The organism is Halosimplex aquaticum (assembly GCF_028747785.1).
GTDB classification, from domain to species: domain Archaea; phylum Halobacteriota; class Halobacteria; order Halobacteriales; family Haloarculaceae; genus Halosimplex; species Halosimplex aquaticum.
Genome location: NZ_CP118158.1, coordinates 1,164,575 through 1,181,884 on the forward strand (window position 1 = coordinate 1,164,575; position 17,310 = coordinate 1,181,884).

Here is a 17,310-nt window from a genome sequence, read left to right on the forward strand (position 1 = left end):
ACTTCCCGCGGTCGTTCGACGGCGCGCTCGCCGTCGTGTCCGGCCAGAAGGTACTTACCGCGACTGTCGAAACGCCGACGTATGTCCCCGCCCTCGACGCGACGCACCTTGCTTGCCACGCTCGCCGGCCTCGGTCTGGCGGGCTGTGCCGCCGACGAGAGAACCGACACGCCAACAGACCGGTCAGCGGGTGAGGGCCGCACGCCGGCGGACACACCGCACTGGACCGAGCAATCTGCTACGCAGTCGCCGACGGACACGAACACTGCCTCGCCCACAGACACGGTCCGCGAACCGGCCACGCCCGACGCCGTCTCCTCGTCGTGGCCGATTCCCGGAGCCGACCAGGGGCAGACGAACTACGCCGCCGGGACCGCTGGACCGACGGCACCGATCGGCGAACTCTGGTCGGTCGAAGCCGACGACGAGTTCAGTGCGCCGGTGGTCGCCGACGAGACGGTCTTCGTCGGAGGCAGCCAGGGAGGCGTGCACGCGTTCGACGCGCGGACCGGCGAGCGGCGCTGGGAGCAGTCCGTCGGTATCACGGCAGATCGGCCCAGCGTCCGCGACGGCCGGGTGTACGTCGAGGGCTACGAGGCGGTCGTCGCGCTCGACGCCGCGGACGGGACGGAACTGTGGCGGATCGAGACCGGCGACCTCGTCGGGTTTCTCGCCGCCGCTCACGGTCTCTACGTATCCGAACAGGCAGACGACGCGCTGGTGCGGCGGTCGCTGGCCGACGGGAGCGAGCACTGGCGGACTACCGTGGACGGCTCGTCGCCGGCGGGCCGGCTGATCGCCAGCGAGGAGTCGGTCTTCTTCAGTCACCCGGAGACCTCCGGACCGTGGTCGGTCGCCGTCGCGGACGGCGAGACCGACCTCCCGGACGCCGAGCGACAGCCGACGCCGCTCCCCCACGACTCGCCGGTCCCGCAGTGCTACCGGGACGGACGGCTCTACGGCGCCCTCAACATCTTCGGCCAGGTCGCCGCCTTCGAGACGCCGGCTCCGCCGTTCGGGACGGCCTGGGACGACAAATTCCCCGCCGAGGGGACCGGGTTCCAGCTGGCCGTCGGCCCCGATTCGCTGTACGTCGTCACCGGGGGCGGCGAGGGACCGGTCCTGCGCGCGCTATCGGCGGCTGACGGCTCCGAGCGGTGGACCCACTCGATCGACGCGCCGGCTGGTCGGCCGGTCGTCGCCGAGGAGACGGTCCTCGTTCGGACGGAGGAGACGCTGTTCTGTCTCGATCCCTCCGACGGGAGCGAACGCTGGACCCGCCCGGCCGATCGGGTCGGAACGACCCCCGTCGTCGCCGACGACCTCGTCTACACGAGCGCGGACGGAACGCTCCGGGCGTTCCGGTCAGTCGAAGCATAGGCAACAGAGGCGATATCGGACAGCTATTCGCCGTCGTCGGGGCCGCGCCCGGTCTCCAGGCTACCCTGGCGGCCCTTGGTCTGGCGGTAGTCCGTCCCGAGCAGGTCGGCGAAGTGCTCCACGAACGCCTCGGTCTCCTCGGGCGACTGGTCCTCGGGGTCGAGCATCGGCACGAGTTCGAACCCGCGGCCGCGCATGGTGGTCGCGTGTAACTCCTCGACGTCGAGGTCGTCCTCGCTCTTGGTGGTGTACTGGAAGGCGAGCGCCTCGATGGCCCGCTGGCCGACGGGGACGATGATCTCCGGGTTGATCATGCGGAGTTCGCTGGAGCGGTAGGCCTCGCAGTTGCGGACTTCCTCGTCGGTCGCCGGGCGGTCGGGGTGGCGACACCGGGTCACGTAGGTCAGGTAGACGTCGTCGGGCACCGGCTCTTCGGCGCCGGGGTCGCCCTCGACGAGGCCGACGCGGTCGAGGATTTCCCAGACGAGCGACTGGTCGCCGGCGAAGGGGACGCCCGTTTCGTCGGCGGCGGCGCTTGGCTGGTCGCCGACGACGACGAAGTCCGCGCCCACGTCGCCGTAGCCGTGGACGACCTGCTGGCGCGTCTCGACCAGTTCCGGGCAGTTCGTACACTCCTCGTCCATCCCGAACGGGTTGGCGAGTTCGTCCTGTCGTGCGTCCATTATGGGTGGTCCGGTCGCTGTAGTGGTTCCACGCCTATCAGTCCTCGTCGACCATCTCGGTCATCGTGTCCGCGTCGTCGGGGTCGTTCTGCGGACTCTCGGGGTGATACGCGGTGTCGTACTCGCCGGGGCGGCCGTCGAGGCGGTCGGGGTTGATGCGGCCGCCCAGGAGCATGAAGTCGAGAATCGTCACCCGGAGCATCGCTTCGAGGACGGGGACGGCCCGCGGCGGCAGGCTCGGGTCGTGGCGGCCGACGACCTTCGCCTCCTTCTTCTCGCCGGTCTCCCAGTCGACGGTGGTCTGGGTCTTCGGGATGGAGACGGGCGCGTGGAAGGTCACCTCGCCGTAGATCGGTTCGCCCGTCGTGATGCCGCCCTGCAGGCCGCCGTGGTCGTTGCCGACGGGGACGGGGTCGCCCTCCTCGCTGACGACGTCGTCGCGGGTGCCGTCGTCGAACTCCCAGTCCTCGTTGCGCTCGATGCCGCGGGTCTCCCGGGCCTCGCGACCCTGGCCGTACTCGACAGCGGTCGTCGCCGGCACCGAGAACATCGCCTGCCCGAGTCGAGCGGGGACGGAATCGAACCGCGGTGCGCCGAGCCCGCGGGGAACGCCGCGGCACTCGAAGTAGACGGAGCCGCCGATGGAGTCGCCTTCCTGCTGGTAGCGGTCGATGGCGTCGCGCATCTCCTCGGCTTTCTCGGGGTCGGCGCAGCGGACCTCGTTCTCCTCGGTGTGTTCGAGCATGTCCTCCCAGGTCACGTCGTCGGCGGTGATGTCGCCGATCTGGTTGACGTGGGCCTTGACCTGCACGTCGTGGTCGGACTGCTCTAAGACCTGCTTGGCGACGGCGCCCGCCGCCACCCAGTTCACGGTCTCCCGCGCCGACGAGCGGCCGCCCCCGCCCCAGTTGCGCGTCCCGAACTTCGCCGAGTAGGTGTAGTCGCCGTGGGAGGGCCGCGGCGCGGTGATGAAGGGCTCGTACTTGCCCGAGCGGGCGTCCTTGTTCTGGATGACCATGCCGATGGGCGTTCCGGTGGTGTACCCCTCCAGCGTGCCGGACTTGATGGACACCTCGTCGGGCTCGCCGCGGGAGGTGGTGATCATCGACTGGCCGGGCTTGCGGCGGTCGAGTTCCTCCTGGATCACGTCCTCGGAGATCTCGACCCCCGCCGGACACCCGGACACTGTACAGCCCATCGCCTCCCCGTGGCTCTCGCCGAACGTCGTGAACCGGAAGAGACGCCCGAACTCGTTGCCGTTCATTACCACGGGGTCGGTGGGCCGGGCTTATAGTTCTGAAGATGTGGGCGGATGTGGCCGCGCCGCGCGCGGATCCGCGATTCCGGCGCCCGGCAACGCCGGCGTTCGGTCGTCGATCCGCGCCACCCGTAGGTATTTCACGACGCCGAGAGTCGGTTCGATGACAGATGTCGACTGACCAGCGGATCGGGGCTGACGAGAGCGGCGTGCCCGGGTACGCCGCGCTCGCGGCGGGTGCGATGGTCCTGTGGGTCGTCGCGGAGATCGCGTTGCGGTGGGAACTGGTCGCGATCCTGGCCGACCCGATCGGGAGTCCGCGGGGCGCCGACATGCTCCTCGTCGGGATCGGGTTCCCGCTCCTCGCGGGCGCCATCGCCTGGCTCGGCCGGCGCCGAGGGATCGAACCCGAAGACTGGGACTACGAGGTGTCGCTCCGGTCGGTCGCCGCCGGGGTCGGCGGCGTCGTCGCGTTCTTCGTCGCGCTCCTTGCCGTGGTCCTGACGATCACCGCGATTCAGGGAATGCCCGATGCCGGTACCGCGACGCCCCCCGTCGAACCGGGCGCGGCGACGTGGGTGCTGGCCGCGCTCCTGATCGTCAACGGGCTCGTCGTCCCGCTCGCCGAGGAACTCGCGTGGCGCGGCGTGATCCAGACCGCGCTGATGGACTCCTACGGCGTGCTCGCCGGAAGCGCCGTCGCCGCGACGGGATTCGTCCTGAAACACGTCGTCGTCGACGGCGGCGCCGACCCGATCAGGCTCGCGTCCCTCGTGATCCTCGCGGTGATATTCAGCGCGCTCCGGGCGCGATGGGGAACCGCCTCGAGCACCGTCGCTCACCTCGGTGCGAACCTGCTCGCGACGGGACTCGCCGTCGCGGCGCTGTGACTGCTGGTTCGATTCCCCCGCGGGAGCTATTCGGCGACGATCTGGTACCAGTTCTGCGCGTACTCTCGGTCCCCTTCGCGTAGCAGGACGTTCTCGCGCGCGTACCGCTCGGCCTCCGACGGCGTCAGCTCCTCCGACCATGACACTCGCTCGTCCGCCTCTACCGCGCCCGGACCGCTGTTGTCGTACTCGACGTACGTCGCGGTCTCCTCGGCTTCGGGACGCGACCAGTTGTGCCACCCGGCGGGATGGATGTGGTCGCCCAGTTCCGAGCGGAGAACGGCGACGTGAGCGTGGTCCCGCCAGGGTCGACCGAGGTAGACTTCGGACACGTCCGGGTCGGCGGTCAGCGTACAGCCGTCGAGAACGTACCCGAATGGCTCCCGCTGCGGCGTCGAGGCCGCCGTGACGTAGGAGTCGGCCTTCGAGTGCACCTCGCAGTCCTCGAAGACGGCGGTGGCGGCCCCGAAGACGAAGTCGGTCGTGCCTTCGACGTAACAGTCGTCGAAGTACTGCCGCGATCCCTCGCCGGCGGCGTAGACCGTGTCCTGGGCGCCGAGGAACCGACAGTTCTCGAAGGCGGCGCGGTCGGCCTCGACGTGGAGCGCGACGGCCTGCCCGACGTCGGCACCGGCGGTGTTCCGCACGGTCAGGTCCCGCGCGGTGAAGTCGTTTCCGCTGACCTTCAGCGTATACGTGAAGAACGTGCTGTTGCGGCCTCGATCGATCTCGTCGAAGTGGTCGTCGTAGGTGACGATCGTGTTCTCCACGCTCTCGCCGACCAGGTCGACCCTCGTGTTCCAGGCGTGGACTTTCACCTTCTCGTCGTACACGCCGTCAGCCACGAAGATCGAGACCCGGTCCGGCGGGAACGACTTCGCGTCGTCGATCGCCGCCTGTAGCCGCTCGTAGTCGCCGCTCCCGTCCGCGGCGACGACGTAGTCGCAGTCCTCGCGTGCTCCCGGAGCCATCGATACCCTACTACGTTCCCCGCCCGCCCGTATACTCTTCGGCTCCGCGTTCTCGCGCGGCAGACCGACGTGACCGGAACGGGTCGCGCTCTCGTCCGCCGCTGGGTTCAAACGGCTCGGTCACTAACACCGAGTAATGACAGAGACAGCGAAAGCGACGCTCGCGGGCGGGTGCTTCTGGTGCATCGAAGCGGCGTTCGAGGAACTCGACGGCGTCGAGGAGGTGACCTCGGGGTACGCCGGCGGACACACGGAGAACCCGACCTATCGGCAGGTCTGCTCCGGTTCGACGGGCCACGCCGAGGTCGTCCAGGTCGAGTACGACCCCGACGTCATCGCGTACGAGGACCTGCTGGAGGTGTTCTTCCGGATCCACGACCCGACGACGGAAGACAGGCAGGGGCCCGACGTGGGGTCGCAGTACCGCTCGGCGGTCTACTACCACGACGACGAGCAGAAGGATATCGTCGAGCGGTTCGTCCACAACCTCCAGCAGGGCGGCGAGTTCGACAGCTACGAGAACGACGAGATCGTCACCGAGATCGAACCGCTGGAGGAGTTCTGGGTCGCCGAGGAGAAACACCAGGACTACTACGACAAGAACCCGAACGACCGCTACTGCCAGTTCCACGCCGAACCGAAGGTCAAGAAGGTGCGCGAGCAGTTCGCCTCGAAGGCGGCGCAGTCGGACGACTGACTGGTTCGCCGATTTCACTCGCGAAGATATATCAGTCGTCCGAGCGAATCGCCGGGTATGGTACGGCTCCCGTCGCTGCGCGGCGTCATCGACCGGCGCATTCTCGTCAACTTCCGGATCGAAGCGGACGCGCTGGACGCCGTCCTCCCGGACCCGTTCGAACCGCGGACGGTCGACGGCTACGCCATCGGCGGTATCTGTCTGCTCCGGCTGACCGACGTTCGGCCGCGAGGGTTGCCGGCGTTCGTCGGGACGCGGTCGGAGAACGCGGCTCACCGCGTCGGCGTCGAGTGGGCGGACGACGGTAAGCGAGAGTCCGGTGTGTACGTCCCCCGACGTGACTCCTCGTCTCGACTCACCGCAGCCGTCGGCCGGCGGTCGTTCGGCGAGTACTACCGGGCCGACTTCGACGTGGACGAGCGCGACGGCCGCTACGCCGTGTCGATGCGGAGCCGCGACGGCGAGACCCGGATGTCCGTGACGGCCAGCGTAGCCGACGGGATCCCCGCCGACAGCGTCTTCGACTCCGTCGAGGAGGCGTCGGCGTACCACCGGCGGGGTGCGGTCGGCTACTCGCCCGCGGCCGGCGGGGCGGGCGACCGCTTCGACGGGGTGGAACTCGCGACCGACGAGTGGCGGGTGACGCCGCTGTCTGTCGAGGACGTGAGCGCGAGTTTCTTCGAGGACGAGCGGCGGTTCCCGGCCGACGCGGTGACGTTCGACAACGCGCTACTGATGCGGGACATCGGTCACGAGTGGCGCGATGTGGGGTCGATCTGTCCGGAACCGGAGGCCGCCGCGGACGGGTCGTCGGCGGCGACAGCGCAGTCGACGGTCTGAGCCGGTCGCCGGTCCTACTTCGAGACGTTCGCGCCGAGTTCGGCGAGCGTGTCGAAAAAGCCCGGGAACGACACGTCGACGTCCTCGGCCTCGGTGATCGTCGTCTCGCCGTCGGCGACGAGGCCGGCGACGGCCAGCGACATGATGATACGGTGGTCGTCGCGACCGGGGAGGGTCGCGCCGCGCAGGTTCGTCTCGCCGCCGCGGATGGACAGTCGGTCCTGCTCCTCGACGACGGCGGCGCCCATCTCCGTGAGCGACTCGGCCATGACGCTCACGCGGTCGGTCTCCTTGTAGCGGACGTGTTCGCAGTCGACGATCGAGGTAGTGCCGTCGGCCGCCGCGCCGAGGACGGCGATGGTCGGCAGGAGGTCCGGCGTGTCGGCGACGCTGACTTCGACGCCCGTCAGGTCGGACTGGCTGACGGTGATCTCGCCGGCCTCCCGGTCCCACTCGATGTCGGCGCCCATCCGCTCCAGCACGTCGACGATGGCCGAGTCGCCCTGCGCGCTCGGGTAGGCGCCCTCGACGACGAGGCCGTCGGGGGCCGCGAGCGCGCCCGCGGCGAGGAGATACGACATCGAGGAGAAGTCGCCGGGGACGTGGTACTCGCCGCCCTCGGGCGCGTAGGACTGGCCGCCCTCGACGCGGTACCCGCCGTCGATTTCTTCGGCCTCGACGCCGAACGCCTCCAGCACCTCGACGGTGATGTCGACGTACGGCGCGGACTTGAGTTCCGTTTCGAGGTCGACCGCGATCCCGTCGTCGGAGACCGCGCCGGCCATCAGGAGCGCGGTGACGAACTGCGAGGACACGTCGCCGGGGATCGACGCCGTGCCGCCGTCGACGGGGCCGCCGACGACCAGCGGCGCCTGCCCGTTGCCCCGGGTGCTCTCGGCTCGTCCGCCGAGTTGCTCGATGGCGTCAAGGAGCGGTCCCTGCGGGCGCGAGCGCAGCGACCCGTCGCCGGTGAGGACCGTCAGGCCGTCGGCGAGGGCGGCCGTGGCAGTGGTGAGCCGCATCGTCGTCCCGCTGTTGGCGCAGTCGATCACGTCGGCGGGCACGTCGGGGCGGCCGTCGAAGCCCTCGACGGTGAGCGTGCTCCGGTCCTCGGAGAGGTCGGTCTCGCCGCCGTAGGCCTCGACGGCGCGTCGGGTCGCTTGCGTGTCGGCGCTGACGAGCGGGTCGTGGACCGTCGCCTCGCTCCCGTAGCCCGCCGCGAGTATCGCCCGATGCGTGTAACTCTTCGACGGCGGAGCGCGCGCCCGACCCCGCAGCGTCGACCGCTCGATGGTCGCGTCCATGTGCGGCCCGACGCGGCGGTCAGGTATGTCAGTACCGGACGCGGCAGCGGCGACGCCACCACTCCGACCCCGCCGACACCGGGGGGCATCGTTCGCGTTGCGTTCGATTCGCCGCCGGCGCAGACCGGCCGGCCGAGGGCTATCATATTTAGTCGGGGCGCTTGTGAACGCCAGTATGGATCCGGACCTCTCGGACTTGGACGCGTTTCTGGACGAACAGGACCTCGACGGCTACCTCGTCGACGCCGACTCGACGGACTCGAACCAGTACTACCTCTCGGGGTTCGACGCGCCTGATCCCTTCGTCACCCTCTACGACGGCGAGGTCCGCCTCCTCTTCCACCGGAGCCTGGAGTACGGCCGCGCCCGGCGCGAGGCCCGGGCCGCCACCGTCGAGCGCTCGATCGACTACGGCTACGGCGAGTACAGCGAGGAGTACGACCCTCACGAGGCCTCCTACCGCGTCCTCGCCGACTTCCTCGACGCGTACGACGTGGACTCCGTCGCCGTGCCGCCGCGGTTCCCCGTCCACACGGCCGACGGCCTGCGCGACCTCGGCGTGAGCGTCACGGCCGATCGGGATGAAACCGTCTCGGCCATCCGCGCGGTCAAAACCGACGAGGAGATCGACCACGTCCGCGAGGCCCAGAAGGCGAACGAGGCCGCGATGCACGCCGCCGAGGACCTGATCGCGAACGCGGACGTTCGGGACGGAACGCTGTATCACGAGGGCGAACCGCTGACGAGCGAGGCCGTCAAGACCGAGATCGAGGTGACGCTGCTGCGCCACGGCTGCGCGCTCGACGAGACCATCGTCGCCTGCGGCGCGGACGCCGCCGACCCCCACGAGCGCGGCAGCGGCCCGCTCGCCGCGGACGAGCCCGTCATCGTCGACATCTTCCCGCAGAACAAGGCCACGAAGTACCACGCGGACATGACCCGGACCTTCTGCAAGGGCGAGCCCACGGAGACCGTCCGCGAGTGGTACGACCTGACCGAGGAGGCCTACCGCGCGGCGCTAGACGCGGTCGAACCGGGCGCGACCGGCGCCGACGTGCACGACGCCGCTTGCGACGTGTACGAGGAGGCCGGCGAGCCGACGCTCCGCAGCGACGAGGCCGCCGAGACGGGGTTCATCCACTCCACGGGCCACGGCGTCGGCCTCGACGTCCACGAGGGTCCGAGCCTCGCGCCCAGCGGCGGTGAACTCGAACCGGGCCACGTCATCACCATCGAGCCCGGCCTGTACGACCCCGCCGTCGGCGGCGTCCGCATCGAAGACCTGGTGGTCGTCACCGAGGGCGGCTACGAGAACCTCACCGACTACCCGGTCGAACTCACGCTCTGAGGCCGAGCCCCCGTTACGCCGTCCGGCCCGCGTATCGGTGGAACGCGACCTGGCTGGCGACGCCGGCGAAGAGGAGTCCGACGACGGTGCCGGCGCCGACCGCGACCGTCTGGGTCGCGGCGAGCGCGGTCGCGAGCGCCACGACGCCGGTCGCGACGACGGCCGTGGCGAGCGAGAGCGCCAGTCCGACCTTCGCGGCGGTCCCGTAGTCGACCTCGATCCGCAGGCCGCGCCAGTACCCGAAGGTGGGGCCGACGGCGCTCGCGAACCAGACCGCGTAGAGCGCTCCGGGTTCGACGAGGACCGCCGCGGCGAGGCCGGCGGGGAGCGCGACGGCGACGGCGACGAGCGCGACCACCGTGTCGGAGGAGAACAGCTCTTCCTTCCAGCGGCGGACGAGGTCTGCACGGAGCGAATCGGATTGATCGCTGGAGGGCATTATCCGCCAGTACGCTGGTCCACCTCGTAGCTCTTGTGTCCCGCGTGACACGCGAACGCGGCGGGCGACTACCCAACGGAACCGGCGACTTCACGTCCGCCCGCAGCCACAACGACTAACCGCGGCCACACCTATCCCGTGGGTATGACCGACTACACCACCGTCTCGATCCCCAAGGACCTCGCCGACCGCGTCGAGGAGACCATCGAGGGGACGAGCTTCTCCAGCACGAGCGACCTCGTCCGCTTTCTCCTCCGCAGCATCGTCATCCAGCGCGAACAGCAGGGCGAACTCACCGAGGCGGAGTTCTCGGAGATCGCCGACCAGCTCGAGGACCTGGGCTATCTCGACTGACGGCCGCTGACCGGCCGCGTTCCTGCGGTCGGGCTCACTCGGGGAACTCCTCGGGCGGTTCGACGTCGAGCAGTTCGAGCGGCTGTTCCTGGCCGCGCCGGTCGAAGACGGCGATCGACTCCTCGTCCCAGGGCGGCACGGCGACGAAGATGAACTGGTGGAAGTCGTCGCGCTGGCGGACGCGCAACTCGCCGTTGGGGTGAGAGACGAACCGCCCCTGCGTCTGGCCGGCCGGCGTCCCCAGGTCGACCCCGAAGACGAAGTTGACCGACCCCGCGGAGTCCGGGTAGTAGAAGTGAGTGAAAACCGGCGTCTCCGGGGGGAGTCCGACGCCGGGCAGCTCTGCGGCCGTCGTCACCGAGAGCGAGATGGTCACGGGGTCGGGGTCGGACTCCCTGGCGAAGCGGAGGCACGACTCGACCAGTCCGCGCGTCGCGTACACCACACTGCGGTCTTTCGAGGGAATCGGGAAAACTCCGTCGCTCGATCGAACCCCGGTCGATTACAGGACGAACTCCCGGACGGTCTCGGCGTAGAGCCGCGGCGCCCGCCAGCGAGCGCTGTCGAGCGCTTCGGCCAGCGCCCCGGCGGCGTCGTCGAACACGCCGTGGCCGTGGCCGACGAGGATCCGTTCGGGCGCGAACCGGCCGAGCGACCGCGGCGGCGTCAGGCGCAGCGCGGGGTGGACGCCCAGTCGCTCCATGCCCGCCCGGAAGAACGACCCCGTCCCGACCGCCTCCGCGACGACCATCGTCTTCGAATTCTCGTCGTAGAGGAACCCCTCCTTCCAGAACGGGTTGTCGACGAGCCTGTGCAGGTCGTAGTCGGACTCGGGGAGTCGCCGGCGGATCGGTTCGACAGGCGCGTCGACCTCCGCGGCGACGTCGTCCATCCACTCGGGGACGAAGACGGGCACGTCGTGTCGCCGGGCGATGGCCGCCGAGTCGCGCGTGTGGCGGTCGAGGAGGACGACGGCGCCGCGGACCGTCCCGAGGTCGGCCAGTCGCTCGTCGAGGCCGGCGGCGTCGACGGGGTCGACGAGCCACACGTCTTCGCCGTCGACGAGCGCGTGACTGGCCCGCTGCATCCTCTCGTCGGGGTGGGCGATCCAGCCCGTCCCGCCGTCCCACTCGTCGATCTCCCGCCACGACGACGCCCTCCCGGTGGCTTTCATCGGCATAGATCGGCGTTGGGGCGCCGGACACATAAGCGGCGAGCCGGGCCGTTCCGCGACCGCACAACCGCTTCCGCGGCGGCGGACTCCGCCCGCTCAGTCCAGCCGACTGGTGTCGATGCTGACGCCCGGGGGCGTCACGACCAGAAAGCCCCGGAAGTGCATGAGTTCGCCGTCGGCGTCGCGGACGTCGCGGGCGAACCCGGAGGCGAGTTCGTTCACGTCCCCCTCGACCGAGAGGACGAGCGTCTGCCCGTCCTCGATCGCCGCGAGCCACTCCTCCTCCGGCGTCGACCCGTCGAGCACGCCGAGGACGACCCGTCCGCCGCTGTCGTCGTCGCCGTCTTCCTCCTCGGTCAGTTCCTCCTCGACCGTCTGGAGGTCGAGGTCGATCTCGCTCATACCCCCATCTCAGCGTCGACCGAGAAAAAGGTGTGCGCCCGAGCGTGGTGACGTTCGGTCCGTGTGCGGATTTGACGGACCCCATTCTTCCACCCGCTTGTTCGGAAACCGCTGACGGGTTAGGTGTCTTCCGAACGGATTCCAGCGATAACCCCGTATAATCCGATCAGGAGTCCCAGTGCCATCCAAATTGTCATATTCCCGATCACGTCCCACTCCGCGAGAAGCCACGTGTCGGTCAATTCGTTGACTCCCGCAAACAACACCAAGAGTATCGCAAACAGTTCGACGAGAATGGCCTCCTCGACATCCATACGTTCGAATCAAAGAATTCGTCGAATAGTCTTTCGGAAGGTGCATCCCTCTGAATCACTATCAGTGAAACTCGCGCGACCGAGACGTGCGCTGCACCGAACGTGATTCCCGGGCGACCGCCGGACTCAAACCACTGTGGCGGCAATCCAGACGTATGAGCGACACTGCGGACTGGGCCGAACAGTTGCGAGCCAACAGGGCCGAGAAAGACGAGTTCTTCGCGGAGCACCCGCAGTCGCCGATCCCGCCGGGGGAGCGCGACGACTTCGACGGCCTCGACTACTTCGAGCCCGACCCCGACTACCGCGTCGAGGCCACCGCGACCGTCCACGACGAGCCCGACCCCGTCGAGATGGAGACCAGCGACGGCCGGACCGTCCGCTACGAGCGCGTCGTCACCTTCTCGTTCGAGCTGGACGGCGAGTCGCGGGAGATCCACGGGTACAGACAGCGGCCGGAGGACGACTCGATATTCGTCCCGTTCCGCGACAAGACGACCGGCCAGCAGACCTACGACGGCGGCCGGTACATGGAACTGGAGCCGGACGGCGAACTCGCAGACGGCGACGAGGTGACGGTCGACTTCAACCTCGCCTACTCGCCCTTTTGCGCGTTCAGCGAGACGTTCGCCTGTCCGTACCCGCCCGAGGAGAACTGGCTGGACACCACCGTCACGGCCGGCGAGCGGTTCGAGTGAGCCCGGTCGCTGACTCGGCTGAACGCGGTCGGCCGCTCCCACGCTTTTCCCCGTGCGGTCCGTAGGTGAGCGAGTGCTCTCGGACGTCCTCGGCGTGCACCACGTGTCCGTCATCGCAGGCGACCCGACCGAGAACCGCCGGTTCTACGCCGACGTGCTCGGCCTCCGCTTTCTCCTCCGGACGGTGAACTTCGAGGAACCGTTCGTCTACCACCTCTACTACGGCGACGAGCGCGGGGCGCCCGGCTCGGTGCTCACCTTCTTCACCTATCCCCGCGAGGAACCGGGCCGGATCGGGAAGCCCGACATCACGACGACTGCACTCCGGGTCCCCGCGGGGTCGTTACCCTACTGGCGGGACCGCCTCGCCGACCACGGGGTCGACTGCGGCCCGGTCGAGGAGCGGTTCGGCGAGTCGGTCCTCCCGTTTCGCGACCCCGACGGGACGCCGCTCGAACTCGTCGCCGTGGACGACGCGACCACTCCGCCGACCGACCTCGACCGGGGCGAGACGCGGCCGTGGTCCGGCGGGGACGTTCGCGCCGACCGGGCGATCCGGGGAATCCGCGGCGTGTCGATGCGGTCGGCGGACCCCTACGTGACTGCGAGCCTGCTCGACACTTTCGGGTTCGAACTCGTCGCCGAGCGGGCGGACGCGGTCCGCTACCGGCTGCCGGGCGGCCGCGAGTCGGTCGTCGACCTGCCGACCGACGACGCGTCCTACGGCCGAGAGGGCCGCGGGTCGATCCACCACGTCGCCCTGAGCGTCGAGGACTCGTCGCAGCTACGGGAGTGGCGCGACCTCCTGGTCGAGCGCGACCTGGACCCCTCGCGGGTGAAGGACCGCCACTTCTTCGAGTCGCTGTACGTCCGTGACGGCGCGGGGATCCTGTTCGAACTGGCCACCGAGCGACCGGGGCTCGGGGTCGCGGACCGCGAACCGGACCCCGCCGGGTCGCTCGTGTTACCGCCGTGGCTCGAAGCGGACCGTGAGATGATCACGGGGCAGCTTCCGCCGCTCGACGACGGGTGAGTCGCTCCCCCGCCAGGCCGCCGGTTCAATCCGACCGCGGCGTGACGGTCAACTCCGGGAGGTTGGCCTCGATCTCCGCCCGTCGGTCTTCGAGCCACTCCGGGAGGACGAGGTGCTCCCCGAGTTCGTCGACGTCCTCGTCGACGGTGTAGCCGGGGCCCTTCGTCGCGAACTCGAAGAGGACGCCCCCCTCGGTGCGGGCGTAGATCGACTTGAACCACTTGCGGTCGATGATCTGGGTCGGCCGCAGCCCGCGCTCGACCAGGGCGTCGTGCCACTGGGCCTGTTCGGCGTCGGACACCTGGAAGGCGACGTGGTGGACGGTGCCCGCGCCGGGTTCGCCGCGGGGCGCCTCCGGGTCTTCGAGGAGGTCGACGACGTACCCCAGTTCGCCGTTCGCCTCGAACCGCTGTCTGCGGCGCTCGCTCCGCGTCGGCTGAAAGCCCATCGTCTTGAGCAGGCTGGCGGTCTGGCTGCACGTCGCGAGCGAGAGCGTGACGCCGAAGAAGCCCCGGATCGCGTACTCCGGGGGAACTGGTCCCTCAGGGGGGTCGCCGGCGGGCGCGTCGGCGCTCGCGACGAGTTCGAGGGGGAGCCCGTCGGGGTCGTGGAACCGGATCACGGTGTCGCCGTAGCGGTCGTGCGGTTCTTCCGCCTCGACGCCTTCCGATTCGAGCCTGTCGAGCCAGAAGTCGACGGACGCCCCCGGGACGAGGAACTGGACGGCCGCGACCTGCCCGGTCCCGACGCGGCCGGGGCTGGCGTCCGTGTAGGGGAAGAAGGTCATGCTCGTGCCCGGCGACCCGTCTCGGTCGCCGTAGAAGAGGTGGTAGACGGACACGTCGTCCTGGTTGACGCTGCGCTTGATCAGTCGTAACCCGAGCGTCTCCGTGTAGAACTCGTAGTTGCGCCCCGGGTCGCTCGCGATCGCAGTCACGTGGTGGATTCCGGGAATGTCGGCTGGCATGATCCGACGGTAGGATTTCGACGCCGATAACCCCTTTGTCGACGCACTCAAACCCTCGATATCGGGCGTTACGGCTCGTCTGAAATCGCCTCGCTCACTCCGGCGAATCGCCGGCGAAACGACCCCCTGCGCCGCCGATCAGATCGGCGACCAGCACGTCGACGGCTGCGAGGTCACCGTCAGTGAATCCGTGGCCGTCCCCCTCGTGGATCCGTTCGGTCACGTCGCCGTCAAGCGCGGCGAACACCACCGCGGTCTCGCGCAGGCGCTCGACCGGCACTCGGTCGTCGCCCTCGTGGCCGCAGACGAGCACCGGCGTCGCGTCGAGTGATCCGCCGTACTCGCCCACGTCCGGCCCCATCAGGCCGCCGCTGGACAGGACGACGCCGCCGCGGGGTCGCGGCGCGCGAGCGACGAACTCGCTCAGGACGCAGGCGCCCTGCGAGACGCCGAGGAGGAGCGTCCGATCCGCAGGGACGCCCGCGGCCGCGACCGTCTCGACGGCGTCGCCGACCGCGTCGAGCGCCGACGAGAAGCCGGGTTCGTTCGAGACGACCGGCGCGCGGAAGGACCCGGGGTACCAGCGGTTGCGGTGGGCCTGCGGCGCGACGAGCGCGAGGCCGTGGCGGTAGAACTCGTCGGCGAGCGCGACGATGCCCTCGGCGGTCCCGCCGCGTCCGTGGACGAGCACCGCCGCGGCGTCGGCGACCGACAGCGGGGCGCCCGCGGTGACCAGCGGTTGATCCTGATGGGGACCGGCCATCTCAGGCGCCCCCTCGCGGCGTCGCGTCTCCGACAGCGGTCCTCGGCGTGTGCATCCGGTTCGATGATGAGGGCCCGGCGACTTGTACGTCCGTCGTCGCGTCGGCCGCTGTCTGCGGCGCCTATCGAGGGGCTGACGCCCGCTCGGCGTCTGCCGGCCGGCGGCTTTTCCCTCCGAATCGCTTACAGGGGCCACTCGTGCCAGACAGCTACGCAATCGACGCCGATTGGGCGTCGTTGTACATCGACGGCGAGTGGACCGAGGCCGCGGGCGGAGAGACGATCCCGGTGGAAGACCCCTCGACGCGCGAGACGGTCGCGGAGGTTCCCGCGGGGACCGAAGCGGACGTCGACGCCGCCTACGAGGCGGCCGCCGCCGCGCAGGAGTCGTGGGCCGACCAGCCGCCGGCGCGACGCGAGGGCGTCGTCCAGGACGCGCTCCGGACGCTCCAGGAACACCGCGACGAGGTCATCGATCTGCTCGCCTACGAGGCGGGCGGCGGGCAGATCATGGGCGAGACGTCGGTACAGATCGCCAGCGACCAGCTGGGCGAAGCGGCGACGATGCCCCGCCGGATGAAAGGCGAGTTCGCCGATTCGAACGTCGAGGGCAAGGAGAACATCGTCAGGCGGATCCCCCGCGGCGTCGTGACGGCCATCTCGCCGTGGAACTTCCCGCTGAACCTCTCGATGCGGGCGGTGGCCCCCGCCATCGCGACGGGCAACGCCGTGGTGCTCAAGCCCGCGACGAACGCGCCGATCACCGGCGGGCTGGTCTTCGCGAAGATATTCGAGGACGCGGGGCTCCCCGACGGACTGCTGAACGTCGTCACCGGCAGCGGGTCGGACATCGGCGACGCCGTCGTCGGCCACCCCGAGAGCGACATGGTCGCGTTCACGGGGTCGACGCCCGTCGGTCGGCAGGTCGCCGCGACGGCCGCCGAGAACCTCGCCGCGCAGGCGATGGAACTCGGCGGCAACAACGCCCACGTCGTGACCGGCGACGCCGACCTGGAGCAGGCGATCGACAGCGCGACGTTCGGGTCGTTCGTCCACCAGGGGCAGGTCTGCATCTCCATCAATCGCCACGTCGTCCACGAGTCGATCTACGACGACTACGTCGCGGCGCTGACCGACCGCGCCGAGTCACTGCCGGTCGGGAGCGCCCACGAGGAGGAGACGATCGTCGGCCCGATCATCGACGAGTCTCAGCGCGACCAGATGCTGGAGTACGTCGAGGAGACGGTCGACGCCGGTGCGACGCTGGAAACGGGCGGTGAGACCGCCGAAATCGAGGGGGCCGACGACTCGCTCGTCGTGAAGCCGACGGTGCTGTCGGACGTGACCAACGACATGTCCGCGGCGTGCTTCGAGCACTTCGGCCCCATCGCGCCGGTGATCTCCTTCTCGGACGTCGACGAGGCCGTCGAGATCGCCAACGACACCGAGTACGGGCTGTCGGGGTCGGTCCACGCCGGCGATATCGGGACGGGCATGGACATCGCTGACCGGATGAAGACCGGACACGTCCACGTCAACGACCAGCCGATCAACGACGAGGCCCACGTCACGTTCAGCGGCACGCGAGCGTCGGGGATGGGCGGGTACAACGACGGGACGATACTGGACGAGGTGACCGAGACGAAGTGGATCTCCCTGCAGCGGGAACCGCGCGACTACCCGTTCTGAGGGCGATCCGGCTCTCCGCGGTTCGGAGACCGGAGCGACCGCCGCGGTTTCGAGGGACTGGACCGACCGCGACAGTCCCGGCGACAGGTCCGGAACCGGGGCCGTCA

At 69.6% G+C, this 17,310-nt stretch carries 20 protein-coding genes; 9 read left to right on the forward strand and 11 right to left on the reverse strand.

Annotated elements, in window-relative coordinates:
* The first annotated feature begins 81 nt into the window (after positions 1-81).
* The gene (locus PSC72_RS05735; protein WP_274324934.1) at positions 82-1,380 is read left to right on the forward strand and encodes an outer membrane protein assembly factor BamB family protein; all 1,299 of its coding nucleotides are present in this window, start codon (positions 82-84) and stop codon (positions 1,378-1,380) included.
* A 23-nt stretch (positions 1,381-1,403) separates the two neighbouring features.
* Here the strand turns inward: PSC72_RS05735 and PSC72_RS05740 are convergent, their stop codons facing one another.
* Together PSC72_RS05740 and aroC are read right to left on the reverse strand one after the other, a co-directional pair.
* Positions 1,404-2,063, reverse strand: coding sequence for a uracil-DNA glycosylase (locus tag PSC72_RS05740; protein WP_274324935.1), 660 nt, complete (start codon positions 2,061-2,063; stop codon positions 1,404-1,406).
* A gap of 37 nt (positions 2,064-2,100) precedes the next feature.
* On the reverse strand, positions 2,101-3,327 hold the full coding sequence (aroC, locus tag PSC72_RS05745) for a chorismate synthase (protein ID WP_274324936.1): 1,227 nt from the start codon (positions 3,325-3,327) through the stop codon (positions 2,101-2,103).
* Positions 3,328-3,491: 164 nt separating this feature from the next.
* Here aroC and PSC72_RS05750 point away from each other — a divergent pair, with 164 nt between their 5' ends.
* Positions 3,492-4,211, forward strand: a complete 720-nt coding sequence (locus tag PSC72_RS05750; RefSeq protein ID WP_274324937.1) for a CPBP family intramembrane glutamic endopeptidase — start codon at positions 3,492-3,494, stop codon at positions 4,209-4,211.
* A gap of 26 nt (positions 4,212-4,237) precedes the next feature.
* Here the strand turns inward: PSC72_RS05750 and PSC72_RS05755 are convergent, their stop codons facing one another.
* A complete protein-coding gene (locus PSC72_RS05755) occupies positions 4,238-5,182 on the reverse strand; it encodes a pectinesterase family protein (protein WP_274324938.1) in 945 nt (314 codons plus the stop codon).
* A 136-nt stretch (positions 5,183-5,318) separates the two neighbouring features.
* Here PSC72_RS05755 and msrA point away from each other — a divergent pair, with 136 nt between their 5' ends.
* Both msrA and PSC72_RS05765 read left to right on the forward strand, forming a co-directional pair.
* On the forward strand, positions 5,319-5,879 hold the full coding sequence (gene msrA, locus PSC72_RS05760) for a peptide-methionine (S)-S-oxide reductase MsrA (protein WP_274324939.1): 561 nt from the start codon (positions 5,319-5,321) through the stop codon (positions 5,877-5,879).
* 57 nt (positions 5,880-5,936) lie between these two features.
* The gene (locus tag PSC72_RS05765) at positions 5,937-6,719 is read left to right on the forward strand and encodes a DUF2071 domain-containing protein (RefSeq protein WP_274324940.1); all 783 of its coding nucleotides are present in this window, start codon (positions 5,937-5,939) and stop codon (positions 6,717-6,719) included.
* A 14-nt stretch (positions 6,720-6,733) separates the two neighbouring features.
* On the opposite strand, the gene aroA is transcribed toward PSC72_RS05765, so the two are convergent.
* A complete protein-coding gene (gene aroA, locus PSC72_RS05770) occupies positions 6,734-8,023 on the reverse strand; it encodes a 3-phosphoshikimate 1-carboxyvinyltransferase (RefSeq protein ID WP_274324941.1) in 1,290 nt (429 codons plus the stop codon).
* 175 nt (positions 8,024-8,198) lie between these two features.
* On the opposite strand from aroA, the gene PSC72_RS05775 reads away from it, so the two are divergent.
* Entirely contained in the window at positions 8,199-9,371 is a 1,173-nt protein-coding gene (locus tag PSC72_RS05775; RefSeq protein ID WP_274324942.1) for a M24 family metallopeptidase, read from the forward strand.
* Between the two features lie 13 nt (positions 9,372-9,384).
* Here the strand turns inward: PSC72_RS05775 and PSC72_RS05780 are convergent, their stop codons facing one another.
* Positions 9,385-9,810 (reverse strand): hypothetical protein, encoded by a 426-nt coding sequence (locus tag PSC72_RS05780; protein ID WP_274324943.1) that lies wholly within the window; start codon positions 9,808-9,810, stop codon positions 9,385-9,387.
* A 144-nt stretch (positions 9,811-9,954) separates the two neighbouring features.
* Here PSC72_RS05780 and PSC72_RS05785 point away from each other — a divergent pair, with 144 nt between their 5' ends.
* Complete coding sequence (locus PSC72_RS05785) at positions 9,955-10,164, forward strand: ribbon-helix-helix domain-containing protein (RefSeq protein ID WP_274324944.1); 210 nt, start codon at positions 9,955-9,957, stop codon at positions 10,162-10,164.
* A gap of 34 nt (positions 10,165-10,198) precedes the next feature.
* Here PSC72_RS05785 and PSC72_RS05790 read toward each other — a convergent pair whose 3' ends face one another.
* The 4 genes from PSC72_RS05790 to PSC72_RS05805 form a co-directional block, all read right to left on the reverse strand.
* Entirely contained in the window at positions 10,199-10,609 is a 411-nt protein-coding gene (locus PSC72_RS05790) for a hypothetical protein (RefSeq protein WP_274324945.1), read from the reverse strand.
* A gap of 57 nt (positions 10,610-10,666) precedes the next feature.
* The gene (locus PSC72_RS05795; protein ID WP_274324946.1) at positions 10,667-11,344 is read right to left on the reverse strand and encodes a hypothetical protein; all 678 of its coding nucleotides are present in this window, start codon (positions 11,342-11,344) and stop codon (positions 10,667-10,669) included.
* Positions 11,345-11,434: 90 nt separating this feature from the next.
* On the reverse strand, positions 11,435-11,740 hold the full coding sequence (locus tag PSC72_RS05800) for a DUF5779 family protein (RefSeq protein ID WP_274324947.1): 306 nt from the start codon (positions 11,738-11,740) through the stop codon (positions 11,435-11,437).
* A 119-nt stretch (positions 11,741-11,859) separates the two neighbouring features.
* A complete protein-coding gene (locus PSC72_RS05805; RefSeq protein ID WP_274324948.1) occupies positions 11,860-12,054 on the reverse strand; it encodes a hypothetical protein in 195 nt (64 codons plus the stop codon).
* Between the two features lie 155 nt (positions 12,055-12,209).
* Between PSC72_RS05805 and PSC72_RS05810 the strand changes: the two genes are divergently transcribed.
* Together PSC72_RS05810 and PSC72_RS05815 are read left to right on the forward strand one after the other, a co-directional pair.
* Positions 12,210-12,752, forward strand: a complete 543-nt coding sequence (locus tag PSC72_RS05810; RefSeq protein ID WP_274324949.1) for a DUF1684 domain-containing protein — start codon at positions 12,210-12,212, stop codon at positions 12,750-12,752.
* Between the two features lie 73 nt (positions 12,753-12,825).
* Complete coding sequence (locus tag PSC72_RS05815) at positions 12,826-13,785, forward strand: VOC family protein (protein WP_274324950.1); 960 nt, start codon at positions 12,826-12,828, stop codon at positions 13,783-13,785.
* A 25-nt stretch (positions 13,786-13,810) separates the two neighbouring features.
* Here the strand turns inward: PSC72_RS05815 and PSC72_RS05820 are convergent, their stop codons facing one another.
* Positions 13,811-14,752, reverse strand: coding sequence for a VOC family protein (locus PSC72_RS05820; protein WP_274324951.1), 942 nt, complete (start codon positions 14,750-14,752; stop codon positions 13,811-13,813).
* A 94-nt stretch (positions 14,753-14,846) separates the two neighbouring features.
* Entirely contained in the window at positions 14,847-15,515 is a 669-nt protein-coding gene (locus PSC72_RS05825; RefSeq protein WP_274324952.1) for an alpha/beta hydrolase, read from the reverse strand.
* 197 nt (positions 15,516-15,712) lie between these two features.
* Between PSC72_RS05825 and PSC72_RS05830 the strand changes: the two genes are divergently transcribed.
* A complete protein-coding gene (locus PSC72_RS05830) occupies positions 15,713-17,203 on the forward strand; it encodes an aldehyde dehydrogenase family protein (RefSeq protein ID WP_274324953.1) in 1,491 nt (496 codons plus the stop codon).
* Positions 17,204-17,310 lie beyond the last annotated feature (107 nt).